The organism is Thalassobaculum fulvum, from assembly GCF_014652915.1.
In the GTDB taxonomy this organism is placed as follows: domain Bacteria; phylum Pseudomonadota; class Alphaproteobacteria; order Thalassobaculales; family Thalassobaculaceae; genus Thalassobaculum_A; species Thalassobaculum_A fulvum.
Genome location: NZ_BMZS01000003.1, coordinates 357,052 through 380,686 on the forward strand (window position 1 = coordinate 357,052; position 23,635 = coordinate 380,686).

At 69.8% G+C, this 23,635-nt stretch carries 25 protein-coding genes; 18 read left to right on the forward strand and 7 right to left on the reverse strand.

Going from position 1 to position 23,635, the window contains the following annotated elements; genetic code table 11:
* Positions 1-107: 107 nt before the first annotated feature.
* On the forward strand, positions 108-2,243 hold the full coding sequence (locus tag IE246_RS08090; RefSeq protein ID WP_189988448.1) for a ComEC/Rec2 family competence protein: 2,136 nt from the start codon (positions 108-110) through the stop codon (positions 2,241-2,243).
* Between the two features lie 86 nt (positions 2,244-2,329).
* Positions 2,330-2,638, forward strand: a complete 309-nt coding sequence (locus tag IE246_RS08095; RefSeq protein WP_189988449.1) for a hypothetical protein — start codon at positions 2,330-2,332, stop codon at positions 2,636-2,638.
* A gap of 13 nt (positions 2,639-2,651) precedes the next feature.
* On the opposite strand, the gene lexA is transcribed toward IE246_RS08095, so the two are convergent.
* The 6 genes from lexA to IE246_RS08125 all read right to left on the reverse strand — a co-directional run bounded on the left by lexA (position 2,652) and on the right by IE246_RS08125 (position 7,758).
* Positions 2,652-3,377: a transcriptional repressor LexA gene (lexA, locus tag IE246_RS08100; protein ID WP_189988450.1), complete on the reverse strand. Its 726-nt coding sequence runs from the start codon at positions 3,375-3,377 to the stop codon at positions 2,652-2,654.
* A 134-nt stretch (positions 3,378-3,511) separates the two neighbouring features.
* On the reverse strand, positions 3,512-4,765 hold the full coding sequence (locus IE246_RS08105) for a molybdopterin molybdotransferase MoeA (protein ID WP_444545904.1): 1,254 nt from the start codon (positions 4,763-4,765) through the stop codon (positions 3,512-3,514).
* A complete protein-coding gene (gene moaC / locus IE246_RS08110) occupies positions 4,755-5,231 on the reverse strand; it encodes a cyclic pyranopterin monophosphate synthase MoaC (protein ID WP_189988451.1) in 477 nt (158 codons plus the stop codon). Before moaC ends, IE246_RS08105 begins: the two co-directional genes overlap by 11 nt.
* A 41-nt stretch (positions 5,232-5,272) precedes the next feature.
* A complete protein-coding gene (gene trpC, locus IE246_RS08115; RefSeq protein ID WP_189988452.1) occupies positions 5,273-6,079 on the reverse strand; it encodes an indole-3-glycerol phosphate synthase TrpC in 807 nt (268 codons plus the stop codon).
* Positions 6,076-7,110: an anthranilate phosphoribosyltransferase gene (gene trpD / locus IE246_RS08120; protein WP_189988453.1), complete on the reverse strand. Its 1,035-nt coding sequence runs from the start codon at positions 7,108-7,110 to the stop codon at positions 6,076-6,078. The genes trpC and trpD overlap by 4 nt, the downstream gene beginning before the upstream one ends.
* 9 nt (positions 7,111-7,119) lie before the next feature.
* Positions 7,120-7,758 carry an anthranilate synthase component II gene (locus IE246_RS08125; protein WP_189988454.1) on the reverse strand — a complete coding sequence of 213 codons (639 nt, stop codon included), beginning with the start codon at positions 7,756-7,758 and terminating at the stop codon, positions 7,120-7,122.
* Between the two features lie 143 nt (positions 7,759-7,901).
* On the opposite strand from IE246_RS08125, the gene IE246_RS08130 reads away from it, so the two are divergent.
* From IE246_RS08130 to IE246_RS08160, 7 genes are all read left to right on the forward strand, one after another.
* The gene (locus IE246_RS08130; protein ID WP_189988455.1) at positions 7,902-8,942 is read left to right on the forward strand and encodes a divergent polysaccharide deacetylase family protein; all 1,041 of its coding nucleotides are present in this window, start codon (positions 7,902-7,904) and stop codon (positions 8,940-8,942) included.
* A 29-nt stretch (positions 8,943-8,971) separates the two neighbouring features.
* Positions 8,972-9,442 carry a GNAT family N-acetyltransferase gene (locus tag IE246_RS08135; protein ID WP_229836671.1) on the forward strand — a complete coding sequence of 157 codons (471 nt, stop codon included), beginning with the start codon at positions 8,972-8,974 and terminating at the stop codon, positions 9,440-9,442.
* Positions 9,443-9,505: 63 nt separating this feature from the next.
* Positions 9,506-10,258 carry a sulfite exporter TauE/SafE family protein gene (locus IE246_RS08140; protein ID WP_189988456.1) on the forward strand — a complete coding sequence of 251 codons (753 nt, stop codon included), beginning with the start codon at positions 9,506-9,508 and terminating at the stop codon, positions 10,256-10,258.
* Between the two features lie 93 nt (positions 10,259-10,351).
* Complete coding sequence (locus IE246_RS08145; RefSeq protein WP_229836673.1) at positions 10,352-11,035, forward strand: nitroreductase; 684 nt, start codon at positions 10,352-10,354, stop codon at positions 11,033-11,035.
* 117 nt (positions 11,036-11,152) lie between these two features.
* A complete protein-coding gene (locus IE246_RS08150; protein WP_189988458.1) occupies positions 11,153-12,793 on the forward strand; it encodes a CHASE2 domain-containing protein in 1,641 nt (546 codons plus the stop codon).
* Positions 12,794-12,952: 159 nt separating this feature from the next.
* Entirely contained in the window at positions 12,953-13,297 is a 345-nt protein-coding gene (locus IE246_RS08155; protein WP_189988459.1) for a hypothetical protein, read from the forward strand.
* Positions 13,298-13,299: 2 nt separating this feature from the next.
* The gene (locus tag IE246_RS08160) at positions 13,300-14,382 is read left to right on the forward strand and encodes a M48 family metalloprotease (protein WP_189988460.1); all 1,083 of its coding nucleotides are present in this window, start codon (positions 13,300-13,302) and stop codon (positions 14,380-14,382) included.
* A gap of 52 nt (positions 14,383-14,434) precedes the next feature.
* Here IE246_RS08160 and IE246_RS08165 read toward each other — a convergent pair whose 3' ends face one another.
* Positions 14,435-15,226 (reverse strand): helix-turn-helix domain-containing protein, encoded by a 792-nt coding sequence (locus IE246_RS08165; RefSeq protein ID WP_189988461.1) that lies wholly within the window; start codon positions 15,224-15,226, stop codon positions 14,435-14,437.
* 126 nt (positions 15,227-15,352) lie between these two features.
* Here IE246_RS08165 and IE246_RS08170 point away from each other — a divergent pair, with 126 nt between their 5' ends.
* From IE246_RS08170 to IE246_RS08210, 9 genes are all read left to right on the forward strand, one after another.
* A complete protein-coding gene (locus IE246_RS08170; protein ID WP_189988462.1) occupies positions 15,353-16,516 on the forward strand; it encodes an acyl-CoA dehydrogenase family protein in 1,164 nt (387 codons plus the stop codon).
* Between the two features lie 14 nt (positions 16,517-16,530).
* Entirely contained in the window at positions 16,531-17,700 is a 1,170-nt protein-coding gene (locus IE246_RS08175; RefSeq protein ID WP_189988463.1) for a CaiB/BaiF CoA transferase family protein, read from the forward strand.
* Positions 17,701-17,734: 34 nt separating this feature from the next.
* Positions 17,735-18,529 (forward strand): SDR family NAD(P)-dependent oxidoreductase, encoded by a 795-nt coding sequence (locus IE246_RS08180; RefSeq protein WP_189988464.1) that lies wholly within the window; start codon positions 17,735-17,737, stop codon positions 18,527-18,529.
* 101 nt (positions 18,530-18,630) lie between these two features.
* The gene (locus IE246_RS08185) at positions 18,631-19,452 is read left to right on the forward strand and encodes a CoA transferase subunit A (protein WP_189988465.1); all 822 of its coding nucleotides are present in this window, start codon (positions 18,631-18,633) and stop codon (positions 19,450-19,452) included.
* Positions 19,449-20,189, forward strand: a complete 741-nt coding sequence (locus IE246_RS08190) for a CoA-transferase (protein ID WP_189988466.1) — start codon at positions 19,449-19,451, stop codon at positions 20,187-20,189. The genes IE246_RS08185 and IE246_RS08190 overlap by 4 nt, the downstream gene beginning before the upstream one ends.
* A 50-nt stretch (positions 20,190-20,239) precedes the next feature.
* A complete protein-coding gene (locus IE246_RS08195; RefSeq protein WP_189988467.1) occupies positions 20,240-21,457 on the forward strand; it encodes a CaiB/BaiF CoA transferase family protein in 1,218 nt (405 codons plus the stop codon).
* 43 nt (positions 21,458-21,500) lie between these two features.
* Positions 21,501-22,457, forward strand: a complete 957-nt coding sequence (locus IE246_RS08200; protein WP_189988468.1) for a D-2-hydroxyacid dehydrogenase family protein — start codon at positions 21,501-21,503, stop codon at positions 22,455-22,457.
* Positions 22,458-22,484: 27 nt separating this feature from the next.
* On the forward strand, positions 22,485-23,204 hold the full coding sequence (locus tag IE246_RS08205) for an SDR family NAD(P)-dependent oxidoreductase (RefSeq protein WP_189988469.1): 720 nt from the start codon (positions 22,485-22,487) through the stop codon (positions 23,202-23,204).
* A gap of 151 nt (positions 23,205-23,355) precedes the next feature.
* Positions 23,356-23,550, forward strand: coding sequence for a hypothetical protein (locus tag IE246_RS08210; RefSeq protein ID WP_189988470.1), 195 nt, complete (start codon positions 23,356-23,358; stop codon positions 23,548-23,550).
* Positions 23,551-23,635: the final 85 nt, after the last annotated feature.

The window sequence follows — 23,635 nt, forward strand, 5'->3', positions numbered from 1 at the left end:
GGGAGGTGAATAGCACAACGACCGTCGCGAGGCGACCGAGCGCCGGCCCGGCACCGCCGAGCACCCGCCCGGAACCGGGAGGCCATGCGGGCGACCGGGGTTGGCGGGTGATCGGGCGGTTCGCCGACGCGGCAAGGCGCGAATCCCCGCGGCGCCTGCTGTGGCTGCCGGTCGCCCTCGGCGGCGGCATCGGCGTGTATTTCAGTTTGCCGGCCGAACCGTCGGCGCTGCTCGGACCGGCGCTGCTGACCGGCGCGATCGGCGGGGCGCTGCTGGTCCGTCGGAACGCGCTGATGCTCTGGGTTTCCCTGCTGCTGGTCGCCGCCGCGCTAGGCCTTTCGGCGGCGCAGCTGCGGACCCGGACCGTCGGCACCGTGATGCTGGACCGGGAGGTCTGGGCGACCGTCGAAGGTCGCGTCACGGCAATCGAACGGCGTCCGGCCGGTTGGCGACTGACCCTCGCCGACGTCGCGCTCGCCGAGCCGCGCCGCGACATCGCTGTCCCGACCGGCGTCCGGGTGGCGATCGGCGGCCGAACTCGGGATGCACAGCTGCAGATGCTGCGGATCGGCGACCGGGTCCGGGTGCGGAGCCGGTTGCGCCCGCCGTCGCCGCCGGTCTCGCCGGCAGCCTACGACTTCCAGCGCGACGCCTATTTCCGGGGCATCGGGGCGGTCGGCTTCGCCGTCGGCGACATCGCCCTCGTTCATCGCAGCGGCGCCCCCGTTACGGCCGGCGTAGTGGAAGGCATCGGGCCGGCGATCGACCGGATACGGCTCGGCGTTGCCGTGCGCATCCGGGCGGCCTTGCCGGATCCGGCGGGGGCGGTCGCGGCGGCCATGCTGGTGGGCGACCGTGCCGGAATCGACGAGCCCACCGCCGACACGTTCCGAGAGACCGGACTGGCCCATCTGCTGGCGATCTCCGGCCTGCACATGGGGCTGGTGGCCGGCACGGTCTACGCGGCGATGCGGCTGGCGCTCTCGGCCTTTCCCGCCATTGCCCTGCGACGGCCGGTCAAGAAGTGGGCGGCCGGCGCGGCCCTGGCGGTGGCGGCGGCGTACCTGCTGCTGGCGGGGGCGCCGGTGCCGACCCAACGGGCGTTCCTGATGACCGGGCTGGTCCTCGCGGCGGTGCTGCTCGACCGCGAGGCGATCAGCCTTCATCTCGTCGCGTGGGCCGCCGCCGCGGTACTCCTGATCAGCCCGGAGGCCTTGATCGGTCCCAGCTTTCAGCTCTCGTTCGCCGCGGTGACCGCGCTGATCGGTCTGTGGGAGGCGGTCGCCCGGCGGCACCGCCGACGCCCCGGCAAGCCGCCCGGATGGCTCGGCAGAACCGTCCGCTACGTGGCCGGCGTCGCCGCGACCTCGCTGGTGGCCTCCCTGGTGACGGCCCCGGTGGCGGCCCATCACTTCCAGCAGGTGCCGGTCCTGGGTGCGGTCGCCAACCTGGTGGCGGTCCCGGTGACCGCCTTCTTGACGATGCCTGCCGGCGTCGTCGCCCTGCTGGCGATGCCGCTGGGCCTGGAGGCCTGGCCGCTGCGGACGATGGGGTGGGGGATCGACCTGACACTTCGGGTCGCCGGAATCGCCTCCGATGCCCCGTTGACGGCGGTCGGGGTGGCGGCGCTCGGCACGGCGCCGCTGGTGCTGCTGGCGCTCGGCGGCCTCTGGCTGACGCTGTGGCGAACGGTGCTGCGCTGGCTGGGCGCCGTGTTCGTCGTCGCCGGGCTCCTCGCCACCGCCTGGGAGCGGTCGCCGGACGCGTTCATCTCGGCGGACGGGGAACTGGCGGCAGTGCGCATCCCGGGGGTCGGCTGGGCGATCTCGCGCGAGGGCGGCAGGTCGTTCGTCCGGGACGCCTGGCGCCGGCGGTGGGGTGGCGCGTCGGCAACCGGGTTCCTGACCGCCGAAGCGCTGGCCGGTGGCGGTGCCGACGGCTTCGGGTGCGACGGGCTCGGCTGCGTCCTGCGGGTCCGCGGCCGGCTCCTGGCGATGCCGGCGACGCCCGAGGCGGCGATCGAGGACTGCGAGCGCGCGGATCTCGTCGTGACCGGGGTACGCCTGCGGCGGCCCTGTCCCGGAAACGTCCGGACCATCGACCTGGACGTCCTCCGCCGGGAGGGGGCCTTCGCCGTCTGGCTGACCGATGACGGGATACGGACGCGCTCGGTTGCCGAGGTGCGCGGCCATCGGCCCTGGACCGGTACAATCGACAGGAGAAAATCGCCGGTCCGAGAATGAATCTGGAATCCGAGACTAAAGCAATGTACAACCGACCGTCCACTTCCGGGGGGCGGCGGACACTACGCGGTAGGGGAGAGTTGGGGATGACGGATTCGCTGCGTCAGCGTTGCTTTACCATTCTCGGGGACGCGATTGCGGACGTCGTCGGGCGCCGCAACCTTGCCTATGTGGCCGTCGTGCAGGCGTCCCGGGCCGAGGACCAGAGCAAGGACCGCTTCGCCAGCTCGATGTTCCAGCAGATCTCCGTGACCAACCGCAAGCAGATCCGCAGCAACGCCATCGAACGCGCGCATGTCGAGCGCGCCCGGATGAACGACGTCGCCCGCCGGCGCCAGCCGGAAGTGGTGCTGGCCGATCTCGGGAAGCTGTTCGGCCGCGCCCAGCTCGCCTGAGCGAGTCGCACCGTCAATACTGTCTGAGAAGCCCGACCAGCTTGCCCTGGACCTTGACGCGATCCGGGCCGAAGATCCGCGTCTCGTAGGCCGGGTTCGCCGGTTCCAGGGCGATCGAGTGGCCCTTGCGGCGTAGCCGCTTGAGGGTCGCTTCCTGATCGTCGACCAGGGCCACGACAATCGACCCGTTCTCTGCCGTATCGCATTGCCGGATGATCACGGTGTCACCGTCCAGGATGCCGGCATCCACCATCGAATCGCCGGAAACCTCGAGGGCGTAATGCTCGCCGGCGGCCAGCATCGCGGCCGGAACCGCCACCGCCGTCGACGGATCCCTGAGCGCTTCGATCGGCGTACCGGCTGCGATCCGGCCGTACAGCGGCAGCTCGACGCTTTCCGGACCTTCACCCGGCGGCGGTGCGGCGACCGGCGGTTCCCCCCGGAACGGGAAGTTGCCGGGTATGACGTTGGGGGCGAAGCCGCGGGCGACCGGACGGTCGGCCCGGACGGGACGGGCCGAAACCTCCTCGATGGTGCGCAACACCTCGAGCGCCCGGGCACGGTGGGCCAGCCGCCGGATGAAGCCGCGCTCCTCCAGCGCAGTGATCAGCCGGTGGATCCCCGACTTGGACTTGAGGTCGAGGGCGTCCTTCATCTCGTCGAAGGACGGCGATACGCCGGTCTCCTCGATCCGCTTCTGGATGAAGGCCAGCAGTTCATGTTGCTTCTTGGTGAGCATCGCCCGCGTCTCCCGACCGGTCGCACCGGATAACGGCGCGAACAAAAACGGTACATGGGTCGATGTTCTACTTTTGGTCCCGGGTCCGGGTCAAGCAAATTCAAGGCACTGCGGAGAGTTCCGCCGGGATCGTCTCAGATCGTGAGGAAGCCGCCGTCGAGCGGGAGGATGGAGACGGTGTCGCCCCGGGACCGGGCGGGATCGAACGGCGGCCGGACCATCAGGCAGTCGGCCTCGGCGAGACGGGACATCATCGAGCTGTCCTGGCGCACGAACGGCGTCACCAGGCGCCGTCCGTCCGGGCCGGGCTCGGAAGTGGCCCGCAGGTAGTCCTGGCGCCGGTCGTTCTCCTTGAGGTCGATCGCCAGGATCGCCTCGGTGAGGGCAGCCGGCCCGGCCGGGAGTCCGAGCAGGCGCTCGAGCGCCGGGCGCAGGAACACCGTCGCACACACCACCGTCGACACCGGGTTGCCCGGCAGGCCCAACATGGGGATCGCGCCGAGATGCCCGAAGATCAGTGGCTTGCCGGGCCGCATGGCGATCTTCCAGAACCCGACCTTGAGGGCGTCGGCCCCGAGGGTGCCGTCGCCGAGCGCCTCCTGGACAAGGTCGTGACGGCCGACCGACGCGCCGCCGCTGGTGACCAGCAGGTCGGCGCCGCGGGCCCCGGCCGCCAGCGCCCGCAGGGCGTCGCGGTCGTCCGGCGCGATGCCGAGATCGACGGCCTCGCCGCCGACCGCCCGAACCACGGCGGCCAGGGCGTAGGCGTTGGAGGAGACGATGCGGGTCGGGTCGTCGAGCTCGCCCGGGCGGACGATCTCGTCGCCGGTCGACAGGATCGCCACGCGCGGGCGCCGGATCACCCGGACCCAGGGCACGTTCATGGCGGCCGCCAGGCCGATGTCGCGGGCGCTCAGCCGGCGGCCGGCGGGCACGCCGACGTCGCCGGTCCTGAAGTCCAGGCCGGCCGGCCGCACGAAGGTTCCGGCGGGAGCGCCTTCGCGGACCAAGATCTCGGCGCCGTCCGCCTCGGCCGAGGCGTCGACGTCCTCCTGCAGGACGATGGCGTCGGCGCCGGCCGGCACCGGTCCGCCGGTGAAGATCCGCACCGCCTCGCCGGGGCCGACCGTGCCGGCGTAGCCGCCGCCGGCCGGCGCCGACCCGACCCGCCGCAGGGTCGCCGGGACCGTCGCCACGTCGGCCGCCCGCACGGCATAGCCGTCCATCGCCGAAACCGCCACCGGCGGTTGGGTGCGCCGGGCCAGGATCGGCGCGGCGGTCACCCGGCCAAGCGCCTCGGAGATCGGCACCACCTCGGCTGGCAGCGGCGACAGCGCGGTCAGGATGCGGTCGAGGGCGTCCTCGACCGGCAGCAGGTCACTCGCCACGGAACTCTCCCGACTTGCCGCCGGCCTTGTGGACCAGCCTGACGTCGCCGATCCGCATGGTGCGGTCGACCGCCTTCACCATGTCGTACACCGTCAGCGCCGCCACCGAGACTGCGGTCAGGGCTTCCATCTCGACGCCGGTGCGGCCCTTCAGCTTGCAGGTCGCCTCGATGTCGACGGCCTTGCGGTCGGGATCGACCGTCAGGTCGACCGCGACCGAGGTGAGGGCGAGGGGGTGGCACAGCGGGATCAGCTCGGGTGTCCGCTTCGCCCCCATGATGCCGGCGAGGCGGGCGACCGACAGCACGTCGCCCTTCTTCACGCCGCCGCTGCGGATCAGGGCGATGGTGTCGGTCGAGCAGTACACCGAGCCGCGGGCGGTGGCGCTCCGCTCGGTGATGTCCTTGTCGCCGACGTCGACCATGCGGGCGCGGCCGGCATCGTCGAAATGGGTCAGATCGCTCATGGCACTCGACAGTGAGTCGGAATCGGGCTCTCTCGGTCCGGTCAGGCCACCGCCGCGACCGGGTCGGCCAGCAGGGCGCGGGTGGCGGCGGTGACGTCGGGCTGGCGCATCAGCGACTCGCCGACCAGGAAGCAGCGGGCGCCGACCCGGGCCATGCGGGCGAGGTCGGACGGACTGTTCAGGCCGCTCTCCGCCACCAGCATCCGGCCGGCCGGCACCCGCGAGGCCAGCGCCTCGGTGGTCGCCAGGTCGGTCTTCATGGTCTTCAGGTTGCGGTTGTTGACGCCCAGCAGCGGCGACCTCAGGGCGAGCGCCCGGTCGAGCTCGGCCGCGTCGTGCACCTCCACCAGCACGTCCATGCCCCAGGACATGGCGGCGTCCTCGAGTTCGCCGGCCTGGGCGTCGGACAGCGCCGCCATGATCACCAGGATGCAGTCGGCACCGAGCGCCCGGGCCTCGGCGACCTGCCAGGGATCCAGCATGAAGTCCTTGCGCAGCACCGGCAGGGGTACCGCCGCCCGGGCCGCGACCAGGTAGCCGTCGGCGCCCTGGAAATACTTCTCGTCGGTCAGTACCGACAGGCAGGTGGCTCCGCCGGCGGCGTAGGCCCTGGCCAGCTCGGGCGGATCGAAGTCGGCCCGGATCAGGCCCTTCGACGGCGACGCCTTCTTGATCTCGGCGATCAGCCCGTAACCGGTGCCGGACGCCCGGCGCAGGGCGGCGGCGAACCCGCGCGGCGCGTCGGCGGCGCGAGCGGCGGACTCGACCTCGGCCAGCGGGCGGGCCGCCTTGCGGGCGGCCACCTCGGTGCGCTTGTGGGCGCAGATCTCGGCCAGCACGTCGCTCACGACGCCGCACTCCGGTTGGTGACCGCCACAAGGGCGTCGAGCTTGGCCTTGGCCCTACCGCTGTCGATCACCTCGGCGGCCAGCGCCACGCCGTCCTTCATGGTCTCGGCCTTGCCGGCGACGATCAGGGCGCCGGCGGCGTTCATCAGCACGATGTCGCGGTACGGCCCGGGCACCCCGTCCAGGACCGCCCGCAGGGCCGTCGCGTTGTGCTCCGGATCGCCGCCGCGCACCTGGTCGATGGTGGCGCGCGCCAGCCCGGCGTCCTCGGGCGTGATCTCGAAGGTCTCGATCCGACCGTTCTCCAGCGACGCGACGCTGGTCACGCCGGTCGTGGTGATCTCGTCGAGGCCGTCGCCGTGCATCACCCAGGCCCGCTCGGAGCCGAGCTTCAGCAGGGTCTCGGCCATCGGCACCACCCAGTCCTTCGAGAACACCCCGATCAGCTGGCGCTTCACCCCGCCGGGATTGGACAGCGGGCCGAGGATGTTGAAGATCGTGCGGGTCCCGAGCTCGACCCGGGTGCCGCCGACATGGCGCATGGCGCTGTGGTGGCGCGGCGCCATGAAGAAGCAGATCCCGGCCTCGGCGAGGGCGGCTTGCACCAGGCTCATGTCGCAGTCGATGTCGACGCCGAGGTGGGTGAGCACGTCGGCCGCGCCGGCGCGCGACGACAGCGCCCTGTTGCCGTGCTTGGCGACCACCACGCCGGCGCCGGCGACCACGAAGGCCGCGGCGGTCGAGATGTTGTAGGTCTTGGTGCCGTCGCCGCCGGTCCCGACGGTGTCGATCGCACCTTCGGGCGTCGGGATCCGCAGCATCTTGGCGCGCATGGTGCGGGCGGCGCCGGTGATCTCCTCCACCGTTTCGCCGCGCACCCGGAGCGCCATCAGGAAGCCGCCCATCTGCGACGGGGTGGCGTTGCCCGACATGATGATGTCGAAGGCCAGCTCGGCCTCCTGTTCGCTCAGGGACAAGCCGTCCGCCACGCGGGCGATCAGCGCCTTCATATCCTGGATGTCACCGGTCATGGGTCTTCTTCAGCCGTCGGTCCCGGTCCGCTTCAGACGGGCCTCGATCTCCTCGATGGGCTGGATCGGGCTGCCGTTGAAGCCGGCGAGACGCAGGAAGTTGGCAAGCATGCGATGGCCATGCTCGGAGGCGATGCTCTCCGGATGGAACTGGACCCCCCAGCACGGGTACTCACGGTGCTTCAGCCCCATGATGACGCCGTCGTCGGTCCAGGCCGTCTTCTCCAGCACGCTCGGCCATCGCTCGTCGCCCACGACCAGCGAGTGATACCGGGTCACCTCGAAATCGCGCGGCAGGCCGTCGAACAGGCCCTTGCCGTCGGTATGCACCGTCGAGACCTTGCCGTGCATCGGCACGGGGCCGCGGCGTACCACGCCGCCGAACACCTGACCCATGGTCTGGTGGCCGAGACAGACCCCCAGCATCGGCACCTTCGGCGCCAGCCGCTGGACCACTTCGATGCAGATGCCGGCACGGTCGGGATCGCAGGGGCCCGGCGAGATCACGATGCCCTGCGGGTTCATCGCCTCGATCTCGTCGACGGTGATCCGGTCGTTGCGGTGCACCTCGAACCGGGCACCGAGCTCCCCGAGGAAGTGGTACAGGTTGTAGGTGAAGCTGTCGTAGTTATCGATCAGAAGAAACATTTCAGCAGCTTGCGAAAGTTTGTTAACATTGCGGCGCAACGGGATCACGCTACCTTATCAACCCGATCACCGGCACGGAAGCGGCACGTATGGCGCGGCGCGCAGGCTCGCGAAAGACCCATCGGCGGCGGGCGGAACCGCGCATGCCGTGGCGGCGTGCGGCGCTCGCGGTGACCGGTGCCGCGCTGCTGTTCGGCGCCGGCATCGGGTTCGGCGCCTGGATCGCCCGGCCGGCGCCCGAGCTCTCGCATCAGCGGAGCGCCTCCGTCGCCACCCCGGAGCATCCTGCGTCGCCGCGAATTTCTGCGCCCCCGCCGGTCGAAACCGCCGCCGTGCCGCTGCCCAAGCTGACGCCCGTCCAGCCGGCGGCGTCGTCGTCGTCGGAACCCGCGGTGCGCGCACCGGCGCCGGATGTCGCGCCGCCATCGCCGGCGGCCGGAGAGCCGGCCTGGCGCCGGTTCGCCGGTGTCGCCGAGCCGGCCGAAGGGCGGCCGATGATCGCCATCGTCCTGGACGATCTCGGGATCGACAAGCGTCGCGGGCGCCGGGCGATCGAGCTGCCCGCGGCGGTCACCCTGGCGTTCCTGCCGTACGCGACCGACCTGGACGAGCAGACCGCGCTGGCCCGCCAGCGCGGCCACGAGCTGCTGGTGCACGTCCCGATGCAGCCGCACGGCCACAACTCCGACCCTGGGCCGAACGTGCTCGATATTCAGCTCGGCGCCGCCGAGGTGCGCCGCCGGATCGACTGGAACCTGAAGCAGTTCGAAGGCTATGTCGGCGTCAACAACCACATGGGCAGCCTGTTCACCGAGAGCGACGAGGGCATGCGGCTGGTCGCCGAGGAGATGGGGGCCCGCGGGCTGCTGTTCCTCGACTCCCTGACTTCGGCCAGGAGCGTCGGCGAGGCCACGGCCCTCGGCCTCGGGGTGCCGACGACCCGGCGCGACGTGTTCCTGGACAACACCGACACCGCGGCCGAGGTCGAGTACCGGCTGGCTCAGACCGAGCGGATCGCCCGCGAGACCGGCAGCGCCATCGCCATCGGCCATCCTCGCGACGCGACGCTGAACGTGCTGGAGGAGTGGATCCCGAAGGCCCGGGCGGCCGGCTTCGTGCTGGTGCCGCTGACCGCGGTGGTCGAGGCGCGTGCGGCGCCCGGCGTCCGCCAGGCCCGCCGCTGACGTTTCCTGTCGAGAGGAGGGGAAGAAGCGTGGCCTCTGACGCAGCTATCGTCTGGACCTGGTATCGCTGGGACGACCTGGACCGGGAAACGCTCTACGAACTGCTGAGGGCCCGGCAGGACGTGTTCGTGGTCGAGCAGACCTGCCCGTATCCGGACATCGACGGAAAGGATGCGGTCGCGTGGCACCTGATCGGCCGGGAGGGCGGCGCCCCGGGATCGCCGATGCTGGCCTCGGCGCGGGTGTTCGCGCCCGGGGACTACTACGACGAGGCGGCGATCGGCCGGATCCTGACGACGGCGTCGGGCCGGGGACGGGGGCTCGGTCGCGCGATCATGGCCGAGTGCCACCGGTTCGTCGCCGAGCGCTTCGACTCCGCGGTCCGGCTGAACGGGCAGGCCTATCTCAAGGATTTCTACGAGGGGCTCGGCTACCGCGTGGTGACGGGCCCGTACGACGAGGACGGCATCCCGCACTACGAAATGCTGCGGCCGCGCTGAGCCCGGGCGACGCTTCGGCCGAGGCCGAAGCATCGACCTCGCCGGCCGGCTAGGGTGTCGACCATGAGCGTCGCCACCGACCCCGCCGCAATCGCCGTCGTGCTCGCCGTGCTGACGCTCGCCGGGCTCGTGAAGGGCGTGGTCGGGCTCGGCCTGCCGACCGTCACGCTGGCCCTGCTGACCGCGACGCTCGGACTCGATGTGGCGGTCTCGGTCATGCTGCTGCCGTCGCTGGTGACCAATCTGTGGCAGGCGGTCAGCGGCGGTGCTTTCCGGCCCCTGCTGCGCCGGCTCTGGGCGTTCCTGGCCGTCCTGGCGGCCGGGACTCTGTTCGCCAGCGCCGCTCCGACGCTGGTCCCGGCAAGCCTGCTGGCGGCCGTTCTCGGCGCCTCGACTGCGGCCTACGGCGCGCTCGGCCTGACGCGGCCGGGCTGGGTCGTAGATCCGGGCCGCGAGCGGGTGCTGTCGCCTGCCATGGGGCTCGCGACCGGGGTGCTGACCGGCATGACCGGGTCGTTCGTGATCCCCGCGGTGCCCTATCTGCAGGCCCTCGGGCTGCCGCGCGACCGGCTGGTGCAGGCCATGGGCATGACCTTTCTGACCGCGACCCTGGCGCTCGGAGCCGGGCTCGGCGGGCATGGTCTCGTCCCGACGGGGCTGGTCGCGCTGTCGGCCGTGGCCGTGCTGCCCGCGCTGGTCGGCATGGAGGTCGGGCGGCGGCTCCGCGGGCGGCTGTCCGAGCGTCGGTTTCGGCAGGCTCTGTTCGTCGCGCTACTCGGCCTGGGGCTGTGGATTCTGATACGGCAGGTGACGTAGCGGCAATCCGCAGGGGCTAGGCGGCTCCGCCGGCACGCGCTAGCCTCCGCCGCCATGGACGCCGTAACCCCGCCTTCCGCCCCGCGAATTCCGTTGCCGGTCGAGCCCGAGAACGCCGTCGAGGAGGCGGTCGGGCAGCGCCGTTCGGTCCGCGCGTTCCTCGACACCGCGGTGCCGCGCGCGACCGTCGAGCGGATCCTGCAGTTCGCCGCCCGGGCGCCGTCCGGCACCAACATGCAGCCGTGGAAGGTGCACGTGCTGACCGGCGCCGCCCGCGACCGGCTGTGCGATGTCGTGACCGCCGCATTCGACGGCGACGAGACGCACGCCAACGAGTGGGCGTACTATCCCAAGGAGTTCCGCGAGCCGTACCTGTCGCGCCGCCGCAAGGTCGGCTGGGACCTGTACGGGCTGCTCGGCATCGCGCGCGGCGAGGCCGAGCGCATGCACGCCCAGCACGGCCGCAACTTCCGGTTCTTCGACGCGCCGGTCGGCATGATCTTCACGGTCGACCGGCATCTGGAGATCGGGTCCTGGCTCGACTACGGCATGTTCCTGCAGAACATCATGATCCTGGCCCGCAGCCACGGGCTCGAGACCTGCCCGCAGGCCGCCTTCGCGGCGTACCACAAGGTGATCCGCAAGGAGCTCGACCTGGATGACGAGCAGGTCGTGGTCGGTGGCCTGTCGCTCGGCTACGCCGACTGGTCGGCGGTCGAGAACACGCTGATCACCGAACGGGTTCCGCTCGACGGGTTCGTGACGTTCCGCGAGTAGGGCGGGCCCGGCCGTCGTCGGTCCCGGAGCCCCCGGGGGCCGGCCGCAGAATAATACCTATGCTTGCAACCCAGGGTCGATTCCCGCGAGACTGTCGCGGGGATCAACCGCCGGTAGATGTTTCCGGGGGGAGGCATGGGGATCTGTCGCGCTCTGTTCACCCTTCGCAATCTCGTGCGGCTGGCCGCGGCGCTGGTGATCGGGGCGGTGCAGATCTATCTCGACCCGTTCGGGTTCTCCGATGCGACCCGTGAGATCAGCTATCGCGCGGTGAACCGGATCGTCGGACCGGCGGTCGAATGGACGGCGTTCCGGAAGAACTCGCCCGGCGCGATCGACGACGGCGACCTGTTTCCCGCAGAGCGCTCCCGGATCCGAGACGACATCGTCCTCGTCGTCCTCAGAGAGGAGGATGTGAAGAGGTACGGTGAGATCTGGAAGCGTCGCCAGGCATGGCCGTTGCCGTTCGGGGCGCATGCCGAGGTGATCGGCCGCATCCGACTGGGAGAACCGCGCGCGGTCTACGTGGATTTCGTCTTCAACGACGAGCGCGACGACGAGTCCCTGAGGTCGCTTCTGTGGGCCGTCGAGGAGTACGACCGGACCTACTGGATCGGCGAGGGCGGCGGCGAACCGACCGAGACGACGGCCGGAGCCGGCCCGGTCGTTCGGGACATTCCGATCTACTTCGCGGGCCTGCGGCACCGGGTGGACAACGTGCTGTCGGTCATCGACGATCTTCGAGAGTTGAAGAACGTCAACGTCGTCGCGGCGCGGCGCAAACGGGGCAGCGACTACATCCTCTGGGACCGCCCGAAAGACCGGGAGGTTCAGGCCCTCGAGAAGATCGAGAACTACGTTCCCGCGGTCTCGCCCGCATTGGCGATCTACATCGACCAGTGCCGCCTCGGAGCGCCGATCAACTGCCCCGGCAGCCTGGGTAAGCTTAAGAGCGACTGGCTGGCGAAACCCGATGCCCAGGTCTATGCGGCGCTGAGGATGTTCAGCGAGGACATGCAGATCTTCTGGGGGGCGACTCCATCCCCGAGGAACTTCAATGAATTCGTCTGCAACTCGGAGATCTCGTACCAAGAGTACGGACTGCACTACTTCCTGAAATACTATTTGAATTACGTTGGGCGTGGGTTCGAGGAAACCGACTGTTATCACAACCCCGTCGCTACCGTCAGCAGCCTGTTCAGGTCGAGGCCGGAGGACGTCGACAAGCTTCTGAAGGACAAGATTGTGATCTACACCGCCGACATCGCCGGCGTTTCGCGGGAGATTCATCCTCCCACGAGTGCGCGGGACCTGCCGTTCGGCGTAAAGCATGCCACGGCACTCGAAAACCTCCTGGCCTGGGGCGAGCAATACCTGAAAACAGAGAACACGAGCGACGCGGTACCGGTGCGTATCGAGGACGGAAACTTTGCGATGTTCGTTTTTGCCGTGATCACGGTGATCGCACTGGTCGCATCGACCTGGATGGATACCAAGTTTCCGATCGAGTCGACGGTCATGTGGCGGAATATCGGTTACCACGTGATTCGCGATGCCGGTCTGACCGTTTCCTACGTACTGATTATTGTCGGCATCATGATGCTGCAGATACTGATCTTCCGGGTCACGAATCTCAACTACATCGAGATCATCCTTCTTTCAGTGGGGTTATTCGTCATCGAGCGAAACAAGTACGTCCTGTTCTTGGAGGAACTGTTCGTCGGCCGCGCGGATCGGACCTCGGTCGTGGGGGAGTAGCGGTGGCATTCCCGTCGGCGACGAATCGGGATGGTTGAATTTTCGGGAAATGATGAAATAATTGCTTGCAGGCATCGGGAAGCGTCGTCGGGGGGACACGCCATGCTCGCAAGATCAACGGTTTCGGGAGGTGTCGCCGCGACGGTCGCGGCGATCGTGGTGGCGTTCTCGTTCGTCTCTGCGGAAGGAGACACCGGAAAGCCGCTGATGATCGCGTCGTTCGTGCGGCCGGTGCTCTTCCTCTACGACCCCGAGACCGCGGAACAGCGGATCGGTCAGATGCGGCGGCGCGACTACGAGGCGCGGCAACCCAGCCGACGGTTCGTGGTGGTCCGGGCGTTGCCGTCCGGCGCGCTCGTCGTGAAGGACGGCGACAGGCTCTACGGAGTCCGGCGGTCGCATGTCATCACCGATGCCGATGCCCGCGCCAAGAAGGACTGCAACAAGGTCGCCCAGGGCGCCGTCGACAGTGGGGCCAACCGTGCCTTCGGCACGGACTGCTGACCATGATCGGGCGCGGATTGAGGGTGGCGGTCCTGGCGGCGGCGTTGCTGCTTGCCTGCGGCGGTGCCGCATACGCCGGGGAGGCGGAGGACCATGATCGGGAATCCACCTTGTCGGCCAGTGCCAAGGAGATCCCTGACGAGCCGGCGCTGGCCACGTTCCGCAGCGAGTACGGCGATGCCTACGTCAGTCCCGCCGCCATGGACCGTCGGAAGGCGGATGCGCGGAAGCGGCTCCGGGCCGACGGCCTGACGTTCCTGAAGGCGCCCCGCACGACACGCCTGCTGCAGCGGGTGGTCGACAAGTGCCTGCTGCCGCACTCGCCGCGCCCGGATGCGCCGGTCGAGGTACGGATCGTCGTGGAAGCCACGCCCCCGGCGGCCGGGGAGCGGCGCAAGAAGGTGGCGCAGGCCGATCCGTCCGGCCTGTTCGTGGTCTCTCCGGCTCGGCTCGCCGAGTTCGATACGATCGGGATGGTGGCGTTCGTGCTTTCCCATGAGTTGGCCCACGTCCAGATGCAGCACGACCGCGATCCCTGGGGACGTGTCACCGGCCAACTGGCCAAGGCCACCGAGGGCACGGCGCTGCAGGGCTCCGAGCAGATGCTCTCGGGCTTCGGCAAGAGCAAGCTGGTCCAGAACATGCTCCGCCGCGCCCAGGAGGACGACGCCGATTTCCTCGGTCTCGATGTCATGGTGAAGTGCGGGATGGCTCCGCAGGGCGCGCTGGACACCCTGGAGCGGATACGCAACTGGCACTCTCCCGACGGGGGAACGCTCCAGGACGTTTCCGACGACATGGCCGAGGCGTCGGCCAAGGCCAACGACGGCGATATCGGCAGCTTCCTCGGGATCTTCGGCACACTTGCCGTGTCGGCTGTGAAGGGGATCGGCGTTCTCGCTACGGACGGGGCGCACAACGCGCGCTCGGCCCAGTCGCGCCTGCGCCTGATCAAGGACTATATCGCCGCGCATCACCGGAACGCTCCCGGCGGGGACGGGCATCGCGATCCGTTCGCCGAGGAGTGGGACACCCTCATCGCAAGCGACGCCTTCGCGAACTTCCTCACCCAGTACGCCGACTGAGGCCGCTGCTGCCGACAGGCTGCCCGGCCGCGGCGCTGCCCGGCGCCGCCTGCTACTCGGCCGAGTAGCGCGCCAGGTCCGCGGCCAGCCGGTCGGCGGTGGCATGCAGCGGCCCCAGCAGGACGGCGACCGCCCGGGCCGGGGTCAGGGCATTCAGCAGATAGAGGGTGTTCATGGCGCCGTAGACGCGGCCGTCGCGCATGATCGGAACGCCGATGCTGCTGATCAGGCCGTCGTACTCGCGGGTCGAGTAGCTCGCGGTCATCTCGGCGTAGCCGCGTGCGCGGATCTCCGCGAACAGCTCTTCGGCCCGGTTCGGGTCGCGGGCCAGCGCGTTCCACGGCGCCGGGTCGTCGGCGACCCGGGCGAGGAACGCCTCGCGCTCGCCGGCCGGGCAGTGCGCCAGGTAGGACAGCCCGATACTGGTCGCCAGCACCGGCGCGCGGTAGCCGGGCTGCCGGTTCAGGAACATCGGTCCCGGCTCGCGCGAGGTCTCAACCACCAGCATCGAGTCGTGGTCGAAAAGTGCCACGTCCGACGGCCAGCCGACCTTGGTGCGGAAGGCCGCCAGGGCCGGGGCGACGATGGTGCCGACGGCCCGGTGGCGGTCGTAGCCGGCGCTGAGCTGCAGGGTCTTGCCGGTCACCTGCCAGCTTCGGCGATCGTCGTCGCGCACGACGAAGCCGGCGTGCTCCAGGGTCTCCAGCATCCGCAGGATGGTCGACTTGTCGAGTTCGGTGAGCCGGTGGATCTCGGCCAGGGTCGCGCGCGAGCCGAGCCGGCTGGTGGCCGACAGGACTTCGAGACCGCGCAGGGTTGCCGTGACGGGCCGGTAGGAGGGCATGGGATCACCGCTCTGTTGCCGGGCCGGGTCGCTCTACGCTATTTCAACAGATGATAAAAGCTTTCATTTACAGCGAACCGCCCGGCGGTATGGTTCAGGCGCGTTTCGGTTCGGGAGGACGACACCGTGGATTTCAGGCTCACCGAGGATCAGCAGCGGCTGCGCGACACCGCGCGCGACTTCGCCCAGGGCGAGATGACCGAGGTCGCGAAGCGGCTCGAGGTCGAGGACGAGGCGCTGCCGAAGGAGTGGATCAAGCGCTATGCCGAGATGGGCTTCCTCGGCATCAACGTCGCCGAGGAGTTCGGCGGGCTGGGGCTCGGCAACCTCGAGGCGCTGATCGTGCTCGAGGAGTTCGCCAAGGTCTCCCCGGCGGTCGCGTTCCCGATCTTCGAGAGCTCGGTCGGCCCGGTGCGGGCGGTCGAGCACTTCGCGGATTCCGCACTCGCCAAGCGCGTGGTCCCGCAGGTCTGCGCCGGCGAGCTGGTGTGCGCGGTCGCGATGTCGGAGCCGGATGCCGGCACGGCGCTGACCGACCTGAAGACCCGGGCGGTCGACGCCGGCGACCACTTCGTGCTGAACGGCCAGAAACGCTGGTGCTCCGGCGGCGGTCATGCCGACGCCTACGTGGTCTACACCAAGCTGTCGGACGATCCGGGCGCCAAGGGCATCGGCGCGCTGTACGTCGAGAAGGGCATGCCGGGCGTGTCGTTCGGCGAGCGCGAGCGGCTGATGGGCTTCCGCGGCATCCCGTCGGCCGACATCTTCTTCGACGACGTTCGGGTCCCGAAGGAGAACCTGATCGTCCCGGCAGGCGGCGGCTTCCGCCAGCTCATGGAGGCGTTCGACCTGGAGCGCTGCGGCAACGCCACCATGTGCCTGGCGATCGCCCAGGCCGCCCTCGACCAGTCGCTGGCCTACGTCCAGGAGCGCAAGGCGTTCGGCAAGAACCTGGTCGAGTTCCAGGCGGTGCAGCTCAAGCTCGCCGAGATGGCGATGAAGGTCGAGGCCTCGCGGCTGCTGATCTGGCGGGCCGCCAAGAACGCCGAGGACGGCCTGCCGAGCGTGCTCGACAGCTCGCTCGCCAAGTGCTTCGCCAACGAGATCGTGCGCGACGTCGCCGGCGCCGGCCTGCAGGTCATGGGGGCCTACGGCTACGCCAAGGAGTACGGCATGGAGCAGAAGCTGCGCGACGGCTGGGGCTGGGGCATCGCCGGCGGCGCCATCGACATCCAGAAGACGAACATCGCCGCCGCCCTGGTCGGCCGGCGGTTCGACCAGCGGAGGTAATCGGGGAGAACGCCGTGTTCCTGCCGCTGTCCGGGCTGCGGGTGATCGACATCACGTCGATCATCTACGGGCCCTATGCGACCCAGATCCTGGGCGACCTGGGCGCCGACGTCATCAAGATCGAACCGCCGGAGGGCGATGCCACCCGCGTGCTCGGGCCGGCCCGCAACCCGGGCATGGGGGCGGTGTTCCTCGGCTCCAACCGCAACAAGCGCAGCGTGGTGCTGGACCTGAAGAAGCCGGCCGCCAAGGAGGCGCTGTGGCGCCTGATCGACGGTGCCGAGGCGCTGGTCCACAACATGCGGCCGCAGAAGATGGTCTCGCTCGGCTTCGGGCCGGACGCGGTCATGGCGCGCAACCCGAAGATCGTCTACGGCGGGCTGCACGGCTATCGCGAGGACGGGCCGTACGCCACCCGGCCGGCCTATGACGACGTGATCCAGGGCGAGTCCGGGTTCGCCGGTGCGTTCACGGCGCGCGACGGGGCGCCGGTTCTGGCACCGTCGGTGGTGGCCGACAAGAGTGCCGCCCTGCTGGCCGCCACCGGGCTGGTGGCCGCGCTGTTCCAGAAGTTCCGGACCGGCAAGGGCGTCTACGTCGAGACCGCCATGTTCGAGGCCATGGTCGGCTACACCATGATCGAGCACCAGTACGGCGCCACCTTCTCGCCGCCGGAAGGGCAGATGGGTTACGTCCGGGCGCTGTCGAAGCAGCGTCGGCCGCACGCCACCAGCGACGGCTATATCTGCATGCTGCCCTACACCAACAGGCAGTGGTCGCGGTTCTGGGACCTCGTCGGCATGCCGGAGCGGGCCAGCGAGCCGCGCTTCGAGAGCATCGCCGCCCGGTCGCGCAACATCGACGACCTGTATGCGATCGCCGGCGTCGAGGTCGCGAAGCGCAGCACGGCGGAGTGGCTGCAGGCGCTGCGGGAAGCCGAGATTCCCTGCGGGCCGGTCAACACGCTGGAGGCACTGCGCGACGACCCGCAACTGCAGGCGATCGGCTTCTTCCGGCCCTATGAGCACCCGAGCGAAGGAGCGCTGGAGATCCCCGACGCGGCGTTCCGCTTCGACCGCCAGTCGCTGCCGGTGCGCCACCACCAGCCGCGGCTGGGCGAGCACGGCCGCGAGGTGCTGCGCGAGGCCGGCTTGACCGAGGCCGAGATCGACGCTGCCCTGTAGCCGACAACAAAGCAGACCTTCGGGAGAGAGACGCATGACCCAGGGACGCATTTCGGTGGTGACCGGCGGTGCCAGTGGCATCGGGCACGCGACCGCCGAGAAGCTGGCCGCCGCCGGCGAGGTGGTGGTGATCGCCGACCGCAACCTCGAGGCCGCCGAGACGGTCGCCGACAGCCTGCGCCGCTCCGGCGGCACCGTGCATGTCCGCGCCATCGACGTCGCCGACGACAAGGCGGTCGAGGACCTGTTCGACGACATCGAGGTCGGGATCGGCCCGGTCGGCGCGGTGGTGCACTCCGCCGGCATCCTGCAGAACGCGATCACGACCGAGCGCATGGATCGCGCCGAGGCCGACCGCGTCATGGACGTGAACTATCGCGGGACCTGGTCGGTCAACGTCGCCGCCGCGCGCCGGATGAAGGCCCGGCAGGCCGGCGCGATCGTCAACCTGGCGTCGATCAACAGCTTCGCCGTCATGCCGATCCCGGCCTACAACGTCAGCAAGGTGGCGGTCCGGCACCTGACCGAGATCCTGGCCTGCGAGTACGGCATCCACGGCATCCGGGTGAACGCCGTCGCGCCGACCTACACCATCACCCCGGCGATCCAGGCGCGCATCGACAGCGGTCACCGGGACCCGGAGAAGATCAAGGATTCCGGGGCGCTGAAGGTGCTGGTCTATCCGCGCCACATCGCCGACGGCATCGTCTTCCTGCTGTCCGAGCAGGCCGCCGTCATCACCGGAGTGACCCTGCCGATCGACGCCGGCTGGACCGTGGCCCAGGCCTACAACGGCTATCCGGCGGCGGTCGAGGGCTTCGGGCAGTAGCAGCCTGCGTCTCCCGGCGGCGAACGGTGTCGTCACGCAGGGGACGGTTGCCGCTCCGTCCGCCGGAGCGCAGTATTCGGCCGAGTTTCAGGAGGACTCCCATGACCGACATGCTGCCGAGCGTCGAGGCCCTGGCCGCCCGGATTCCGGACGGCGCCAAGGTGGCGGTCCCGCCCGACTACACGCCGGGCGCCAACGCCCTGTGGCGGGCCGCGATCCGCCGAGGCGTGCGCGACCTGCACCTGGTCGGCGTGCCGGTGTTCGGCTACCAGGGCGACCTGCTGATTGGTGCCGGCTGTGTTAACACGGCCGAGACCTCGGCGGTCACCCTGGGCGAGCACGGCTTGGCGCCACGGTTCACCGCTGCCGTGAAGGCCGGGACGATCCGGACCATGGATGCGACCTGTCCGGCGGTGCATGCCGGCCTGCAGGCGGCCGAGCGCGGGGCGCCGTTCAGCACGATGCGCGGGCTGATCGGCTCCGACATCCTGGCCCGCCGGTCCGACTGGAAGGTGATCGACAATCCGTTCGGCGAGGACGACCCCGTCGTGGCGATTCCGGCGCTGCGGCCAGATTTCGCGGTGTTCCACGCCCGCAAGGCCGACCGCAGCGGCAACGTCTGGGTCGGCGTGCGGCGCGAGTGCATGCTGATGGCCCACGCCGCCCGCGACACCCTGGTGACGGTCGAGAAGATCGTCGACGACGACCTGATCGCCGACGAGACGACGGCCGCCGGCACCATCCCGTCGCTGTACGTCACGGCCCTGGCCGAGGCGAAGAACGGGGCATGGCCGCAGGCGGTGCCGGGCTATTACGGCGCCGACAACGACCACCTGGCGCAGTACGCCGAGCTGGCGCGCACCGAGGAGGGCTTCCAGCGCTATCTCGCCGAGACCGTCCTGGGGCGGGAGGCCGCGGAATGAGCGATATCCAGCTGGAAGAGATCCTGATCGGCGCGATCGCCGGGATGCTGGCGGGGCTGCGGCACGTGGCGGTCGGCGCGTCGTCGCCGGTGCCGGGCGCGGCGGCGCTGCTGGCCCGGGCCAAGTCGGGCACCGTCCCGCGGGTCTCGGTGCTGGGCTCGCGCGACAACAACTTCTTCACCGACGGCGGCAAGGAGCTGTTCGACTGCGCCGGCCAGGGGCGGATCGACGCGTTCTTCCTGAGCGGCGCCCAGATCGACGGCCGCGCCAACATCAACCTGGTGTCGATCGGCGACCCGGACCGTCCGAAGGCGCGGTTCCCCGGTTCCTTCGGCTCGGGCTACCTGTACTACGTGGTGCCGCGCGTCATCCTGTTCCGGCTCGAGCACACCAGGCGGACACTGGTCGACAAGGTCGACTTCGTCTCCGCACCGGGCGTGTCGGAACCGAACGTCTACCGGCCGGGCGGCCCGTACAAGCTGATCACCGACCGCTGCCTGTTCGACTTCGACAAGGCCGGCGCCCGGTTCGTGCTGGAGAGCGTGCATCCCGGCCACACGGTCGAGGAGATCGCCGAGAACACCGGCTTCGAGTACGACGTGCCGGCCTCGGTGCCCGAGACCCCGGTGCCGGACGCCGAGACCCTGGCACTGATCCGCGGCCCGGTGGCCCGGCAGATCGCCGAGATCTACCCGGCCTTCGCCGAGCGGGTGTTCGGGATCGCCCAGGCCGCCTGACGCCGTACCGACCAACAGCATCCGATCGTTCAATCCGAGTGGAGGATACCGTGGCCGACGCCACAGCTTCCGGCGGCGCGCTCGCCGGCCTCAAGGTCATCGACTGCACCCGTGTGCTGGGCGGGCCTTACTGCACCCAGCTCCTGGGCGACCACGGGGCCGACATCGTCAAGATCGAGCCGCCGCAGGGCGACGAGGTGCGCGACTGGGGACCGCCGTTCGACGACGGCGGCGACGCCAGCTACTTCCTGGGCGTGAACCGCAACAAGCGGTCGCTCGGCCTCGATCTCTCGACCGACAAGGGCAGGGAGGTGCTGCTGCGCCTGCTCGACGGCGCCGACGTGCTGATCGAGAACTACAAGCCCGGCTCGATGGAGCGCTGGGGCCTCGGCTACGAGGCGGTGCTGCGCGAGCGGTTCCCGAAGCTGGTCCACTGCCGGATCTCCGGCTTCGGCGAGGACGGGCCGTATGGCGGCTTCCCGGGCTATGACGGCATCATCCAGGCGATGGTCGGGCACTTCTCGGTGAACGGCGCGCCGGACAGCGGGCCGACCCGGCTCGGCCTCGCCATGGTCGACATCGGCACCGGCCTGTACGCCTGCAACGCCATCATGATGGCGCTGTACGAGCGGGCGAACTCCGGGCTCGGCCAGTATATCGACATGACCCTGTACGACTGCGGCCTGGCGCTCATGCACCCGCACGTCGCCAACTACTACCTGTCCGGCAAGGTGCCGAAGCAGACCGGCAACCAGCACCCGAACATCAGCCCGTACGACCTGTTCCCGACCAGGACCGTCGACGTGTTCGTCGCCGGCGGCAACGACCGGGCATTCAAGCGGCTGTGCAAGGAGCTCGGCAAGCCGGAGCTGGGCGACGACCCGCGGTTCGCGACCAACGGCGACCGTCTGGTCAACCGCGACGAGCTGCGGGCCGAGCTCGAGGTGCTGCTGGCCGAGGTCGACGGCAACGAGCTGACCGACCGGCTGCTGGCCGCCGGCCTGCCGATCGGGCCGGTGCGCAACACCGAGGAGGTGATGAACCACCCGCACACCATCCACCGGCAGATGGCGGTCGAGAAGGACGGCTACCGGTCGTGGGGCATCCCGATCAAGTTCCGGCGCACTCCGGGCTCGATCAAGAGCCGGCCGCCGCGGTTCGCCGAGCACAGCCGGCAGATCCTGGCCGACCACGGGTTCTCGCCGGAGGAGATCGAAGGCCTAGCCGCGGAGGGTGTCGTCGTCGAGAAGCGCCGGCAGTCTATATAACAAACAGTTACGAGGTGAACTTCACCTCGTCAGGGAGGATGTGATGCCGAAGATCGCGATCCTGGACGACTACGCCGACGCCGCGCTCGACATGGCCGACTGGGGCAGCCTGCCGGCCGGGTTCGAGCCGGTCGTGTTCAACGACAACCTCGTCGAGCACGACGCGCTGGTCGACCGCCTGAAGGATTTCGAGGTGGTGTGCGCTATGCGGGAGCGCACCCCGTTCCCGGCGGCGGTGTTCGAGCGGCTGCCGAACCTGAAGCTGTTCATCACCAGCGGCATGCGCAACAAGTCGGTCGATTTCGCGGCCGCCCGCAAGCGGGGGGTCGTCTGCTGCGGCACCGAGACCTCCGGCACCACCACCACCGAGCACACCTGGGCGCTGATCCTGGCCACGGCCCGGCACGTGCCGCACGACCACATGGTGATGCGGCAGGGTGGCTGGCAGACCCGCATGGGTTTCGACCTCGCCGGTAAGACCCTCGGCTGCGTCGGCCTCGGCCGGCTCGGCTCGGCGGTCGCGAAGATCGGCGCCTCGGCGTTCGGCATGAAGACCGTCGCCTGGAGCCAGAACCTGACGGCCGAGCGCTGCGCCGAGGTCGGGGCCGAACTGGTCTCCAAGCAGGAGCTGTTCGAGCGGGCCGACGTGGTGACCATCCACCTGCTGCTGTCTGACCGCACCACCGGCTTGGTCGGGGCGGAGGACCTCGCCCGCATGAAGCCGGGCGCGATCCTTGTGAACACCTCGCGCGGGCCGATCGTGGACGAGACGGCGCTGTACCAGACCCTGAAGGCGGGCAAGATCCGGGCCGCCGCGATCGACGTGTTCTCGGAGGAGCCGCTGCCGGCCGACGCGGCGATCCGCGGCCTGGACAACGTCGTGCTGACCCCGCACATCGGCTACGTCACCGAGGACACCTACCGGCTGTTCTACGGCCAGATGGTCGAGGACATCGCGGCCTGGGCAAAGGGCAGCCCGATCCGCACGATCGACGCCTGAAGACCCGGGCCGGGCAGGGAGGAGACGATGGCGGAACGGGTGCTGGTCACCGGCGGCGCGCGCTCGATCGGGCGGGGCGTCGTGGAACGGCTGCTGGACGACGGCTACGAGGTGGTCATCCTCGACCGCGAGGCCCCGGAGCCGTCGACGACGGCGCACTGGATCCCGGTCGACCTGATGGACGGCGACGCCACCGACGCCGCGGTCCGAGAGGCGCTTGCCGGCGGGCCGATCACCCGGGTCGTCCACAACGTCGGGCACGTCCGGCCGAACCTGCTGGACGAGACCCGGCTGTCGGACTTCGACGACGTCATGGCGCTCAACGTGAAGACCACGATCCGCATCACCCAGGCACTGCTGCCCGGGATGCGGGCCGCCCGGTCGGGCCGGATCGTGGCGATCTCGTCGCGGGCCGCGCTCGGCAAGGAACTGCGGACCAGCTACGCGGCGTCGAAGGCGGCGCTGCACGGGCTGATGAAGACCTGGGCGCTGGAACTGGCGCGCGACGGCATCACCGCCAATGCGGTGGCGCCGGGAAGCATCGAGACTCCGCTCTGGCATGCCGCCAATCCCTCGCAGGACCCGCGGACCCGAAAGATCCTCGATTCCATACCGGTCGGGCGACTCGGCCAACCCGAGGACATCGCCAACGCCGTGGCGTTCTTCCTCGACGGCCGGTCCGGGTTCGTCACCGGGCAGGTACTTTACGTGTGCGGCGGCCTGACCGTCGGTAGCGCCCGGGCATAGCTTCTCCCTATCGCTACGATCGGCAGTTTGGACTCATTCTAATATCGAGGTCCTGTCACCATATCCTCCATCGTCGGACAGTTCCCGGCAGGGCAAGCCCGACAGAGCAGGCCCGGCTGAACGGGCCTGGCAGAACAGGATGGAGGCCAGCGTGATCCTGCACCTGAAGACCACCGTTCCCGCGAAATCCAGGGATAGCGACGCCGTCCGGGCGGCCGCCGGCGGTCCGCGCGCGCCGTCCGGCAGCCGCGGCTGGCAGGCCGTGGTCTCGGCCGGCGGGTTGACGACGCTGTGGCGCCGTCGTGGCCGCATCGCCTCCGTCCGGTCTGTCCGCCGGGACACGTGATAGCAAAACGCTATCGATAAGATAGATCGATAAGAGTTCCCTCGATCAACCGGTGGTGCGATCTCAGAGCCAGGTCGACCCATCT